4 protein-coding genes are annotated in these 3,937 nt (G+C 64.2%); 3 read left to right on the top strand and 1 reads right to left on the bottom strand.

Annotation, left to right across the window (positions count from 1 at the left end; all coding sequences use genetic code 11):
- The 3 genes from Q0S16_RS19030 to Q0S16_RS19040 form a co-directional block, all read left to right on the top strand.
- A partial coding sequence (locus Q0S16_RS19030; RefSeq protein WP_295851490.1) for a TonB-dependent siderophore receptor occupies positions 1–2,091 on the top strand: 2,091 nt, incomplete at its 5' end.
- A gap of 59 nt (positions 2,092–2,150) precedes the next feature.
- Positions 2,151–3,323 carry a PepSY-associated TM helix domain-containing protein gene (locus Q0S16_RS19035; protein ID WP_295851492.1) on the top strand — a complete coding sequence of 391 codons (1,173 nt, stop codon included), beginning with the start codon at positions 2,151–2,153 and terminating at the stop codon, positions 3,321–3,323.
- On the top strand, positions 3,320–3,508 hold the full coding sequence (locus Q0S16_RS19040; protein WP_295851494.1) for a hypothetical protein: 189 nt from the start codon (positions 3,320–3,322) through the stop codon (positions 3,506–3,508). The genes Q0S16_RS19035 and Q0S16_RS19040 overlap by 4 nt, the downstream gene beginning before the upstream one ends.
- A 195-nt stretch (positions 3,509–3,703) precedes the next feature.
- Here the strand turns inward: Q0S16_RS19040 and Q0S16_RS19045 are convergent.
- Positions 3,704–3,937, bottom strand: a 234-nt coding sequence (locus tag Q0S16_RS19045; protein ID WP_295851497.1) for an EamA family transporter, incomplete at its 5' end; no start/stop codon positions are given.

Raw genomic sequence — 3,937 nt, forward strand, 5'->3', positions numbered from 1 at the left:
GTGGCCTCGCGCAGCGCCGCCGCCGCGGCGCGCGCGCCGGTCGCGCCGCGCGAGGCGCCCGTTGTCGAAAGCCCGCGTGGCCCGATCCAGGGCTATGTCGCCAATCGCAGCATGGCCGGCACCAAGACCAACACGCCGATCAACGAGACGCCGCAGTCGATTTCAGTGATCGGCGCCGAGCAGATCCGCGACCAGAAGCCGGCGAAGTTCGATCAGATCCTGAATTATACCGCGGGTGTTTCCGCCGGCACCTTCGGTTCCGACTTCCGCAACGACTGGTTTTTGATCCGCGGCTTCAAATCCGATGACAACAGCGTGTTTCTGGATGGCATGCAGCTGTTCTATACGTCCTATGCGAGCTGGAAGCTGCAGCCCTTCAACATGGAGCGCGTCGAGGTGCTGCGAGGCCCGTCGGCGATCCTGTATGGCGGCTCGAGCCCGAGCGGTCTCGTCAACGTCGTCAGCAAGATGCCGCGGGCCGAGCCGATCCGCTATGTCGAGACCGGCGTCGATAATTTCGGTAATGCCTATTTCGGTTTCGACATCAACACGCCAGTCAAGTTGGCGCCGGGCAATGGCGAACTTTACACCCGCATCGTCGGCCAGGTGCAGAATGGCGGCACGCAGACCGATTTTACGCCGAACAACAACTACTTCATCGCGCCTTCGCTGACCTGGAAACCGGATGTCGATACGACGCTGACCATCCTGGCTTCCGCCTCTTACAACCAGACCCGTGCCGCGCAGTTCCTGCCCTATGTCGGCACGGTCACCAATGCGCCGTTCGGACGCATTCCGACCAGCTTCTTCGGCGGCGAGCCGAGCTTCGACACCTTCAAGCGCGAGCAGGAAATGCTCGGCTATCAGTTCGAGCGCCATCTGTCGGACAGCGTTACCTTCCGGCAAAATGCGCGCTTCGCCCATGTCGACGTCAATTACACCGGCATCACCGGCAATGGTTACGCCAACCAGACCACCGGCGACTTCGCCCGCTACGCCTTCGGCACGCGCGGTATCGCGAACCAGGCCAGCATGGATAGCCAGATCGAGTATCGCTTCAACACCGGCATTCTCAGCCACACCATGCTGTACGGCCTCGATCTGAAATACTACTCGATCAGCGATCGGCAGGCGTTCGCCTTTGGTACGCCGTCGATCAATGTGCTCAATCCGGTCTACACCGGCGCGTCGCCGCTCACCGCGGCCCCTTACCGCGACACCCAGCTCACCCAGCAACAACTTGGCACGTATGTGCAGGACCAGATCAAGCTCGACCGCTTCACGCTGGTGCTGAGCGGTCGCAACGACTGGGTCGATGTCAATGACGCCAGTCGGATCGCGGGCGCGACCCCGCTCGGCCGCGGCGACAGCAAGTTCAGCGGCCGCGCAGGCCTGATCTATAATTTCGACAGCGGCGTGGCGCCCTATGTCTCCTATGCCACCAGCTACAATCCGATTATTGGCGTCAATGCCGCCGGGCAGTTGCTGTTGCCCGAGACTGGCGAGCAGACCGAAATCGGTGTCAAGTTCCAGCCGGTGGGCTTCAATGGTCATTTCGGCGTGGCGTTGTTCGACCTGAAGCGCAAGAACGCGCTGACGGCGGATCCCAACAGCGTGCCTCCGAATCTGCAGACGCAGACCGGGGAAGTAACGTCGCGCGGCCTCGAATTGGAAGCCGTCGCCAATCTGACACCGGGCTTCAAGGTGCTGGGCTCCTTCACCACCTATAACCTGTTTACCAGCCGCGATGCCAACCCGGCGCTGGTCGGCTTCGTACCCACCAATACCCCGCGACAACTGGCGTCAGGCTGGGCTGATTATACGTTCCAGGACGGCTTGTTGCGCGGTTTCGGCTTCGGCGCGGGCGCCCGCTATGTCGGTTCGTCCTTCGCCGATACCGCCAATCTGCTGCCGGTGCCGTCGCGGGTGCTCGGCGATCTCGCCGTTCACTACGAGGTGCAGAACTGGCGCTTCGCGGTCAATGCCGCGAATGTTACCGACGAGATCTATGTCGCGAGCTGTTCGACCGCCAATGCCTGCTTCTACGGCGATCGCCGCCGTGTGACCGGCAGCATCGGCTACAAGTGGTAGCCTAAACATGGGACGGCCCGGCCCATCGCCGCGGCCGTGCCAGTTACTGTCCGATTGCCGTGCGGTCGGCCGGACCAGAATGGAGTGATCCCCTGAAAGCGCGTACGGCCCGCCTGTGGTCGCTGGTTCACAAATGGACCAGCCTGATCTCGACATTGTTTCTGCTGCTGCTGTGCCTCACCGGGCTGCCGCTGATCTTCCATCACGAGATCGATGAGGCGCTGGGCTATGCGCCGAAGCTGGAGAGCCATCCGCCCGGCGCCAGCAGGCTGGGGATCGACGCGATCGGCGATGCGGCGCGGGCCGACCATCCCGGCAGCGTGTTGCTGTATATCGCCTGGGACAAAGACGAGCCCGGTCTGGTCAGCACCTTCACCAATAGCGCGGTGACCTCCGATCCGCAGACCACGGTCGTCAAGGGCTTCGACGCCTATACCGCGAAGCCGGTCGGCCTGCTCGGCACCGGGCCGATGCTGGTCCTGCTGCGGCTGCATACCGACGTCTATCTCGGACAGATCGGCAAGCTGTTCATGGGGGCGATGGGTTTTCTGTTCGTGGTCGCGGTGGTGTCCGGCGTTGTGCTGTACTGGCCGTTCACGCGGCGGCTGGATTTCGCGACCGTGCGCCGGCAAAAGTCGCGCCGCATCGTCTGGCTCGACTGGCATAATCTGCTCGGCGTGGTCACCGTGGCCTGGGCGCTGGTGGTCGGCGGCACCGGCGTCGTCAATACGCTGGCGGAAGTGATGCTCGGCGTCTGGCAGCGCAACGAGCTGGCGGTGATGGCCGCGCCCTATGCCGGCCAGCCGGCGCCGGCCAAATTGGCATCGCTCGACAAGGTCGTCGGCAACGCGATGGCGGCGGCGCCCGGCATGGATGTCGCCTTCATCGCCTTTCCCGGCACGCCGTTCACCAGCCCGCATCATTTCGCCGCCTTCATGCGCGGCGATACGCCGTTGACGTCGCGGCTGGTGCGACCGGTGCTGCTCGACGGCGAGACCGCCGCGGTCGCGCAAGTGGCCGAGCTGCCATTCTATCTGAAGGCGCTGCTGGTGTCGCAGCCGTTGCATTTCGGCGATTATGGCGGCATGCCGCTGAAGATCATCTGGGCGCTGCTCGATGGGCTCACCATCATCGTGCTCGGCAGCGGGCTGTATCTGTGGTGGGCGAGGCGCCGGAAGGCGCGCCGCGCCGCGGCTGTCTCAGCCGCGCCCATGCTGCGGACGACGCGATGACCGAGCGGCCGCGTCGCCATAACCGCCGCTGGCTGCCGGTGTTCGGCCCACCGTTCGTGATCGGCGCGCTGTCGATCGCCGGCTTGCTGTCGGCGCTGCTCGACGAGGGGTGGGGCCGGGGCTTTTCGTGGGTAGCGCTCGGCCTGCCGCTGGCGATCGCCGCCTGGGTCTGGTGGCGGCGCTAGAGTCTGATCCGCGGAGATAAATCACGGGTGTCCCGGACGCGGTGCGGCATGCTTATGCCGCTCCGCGGAGCCGGGACCATAGCAGGTGCTGAGTTTCACGGCGGTCCCGGCTCTGCGGGGCACTACGCCTCCTTGCGGAGGCGCAGTGCACCGCGTCCGGAACACGACTCAAACCAACCGGATCAGGCTCTGGGTTCAGCTCGTCGGCGCCTCGGCCACGGCCAACGGCTTCGGCTTCCTTGCGGCGACGACAATGCCGGTCAGCACCAGCGCATAACCGACGATATGAAACAGATGCAACGTCTCGCCGAGGAAGAAGATCGCCATCGCCGAGCCGAACACCGGAATCAAATGAAAGAACGGCGCCGAGCGATTGGCGCCGATCAGCGCGATGCCGCGATTATAGAACGTATAGGCCAGCACCGAGGG

The sequence above is a fragment of the Tardiphaga sp. genome (assembly GCF_025356345.1).
In the GTDB taxonomy this organism is placed as follows: Bacteria; Pseudomonadota; Alphaproteobacteria; order Rhizobiales; family Xanthobacteraceae; genus Tardiphaga.

Excerpts from the sequence above, each read along its gene's own strand:
- Q0S16_RS19040 (WP_295851494.1), top strand. The coding sequence starts at position 3,320 with ATGACCGAGCGGCCGCGTCGCCATAACCGCCGCTGGCTGCCGGTGTTC.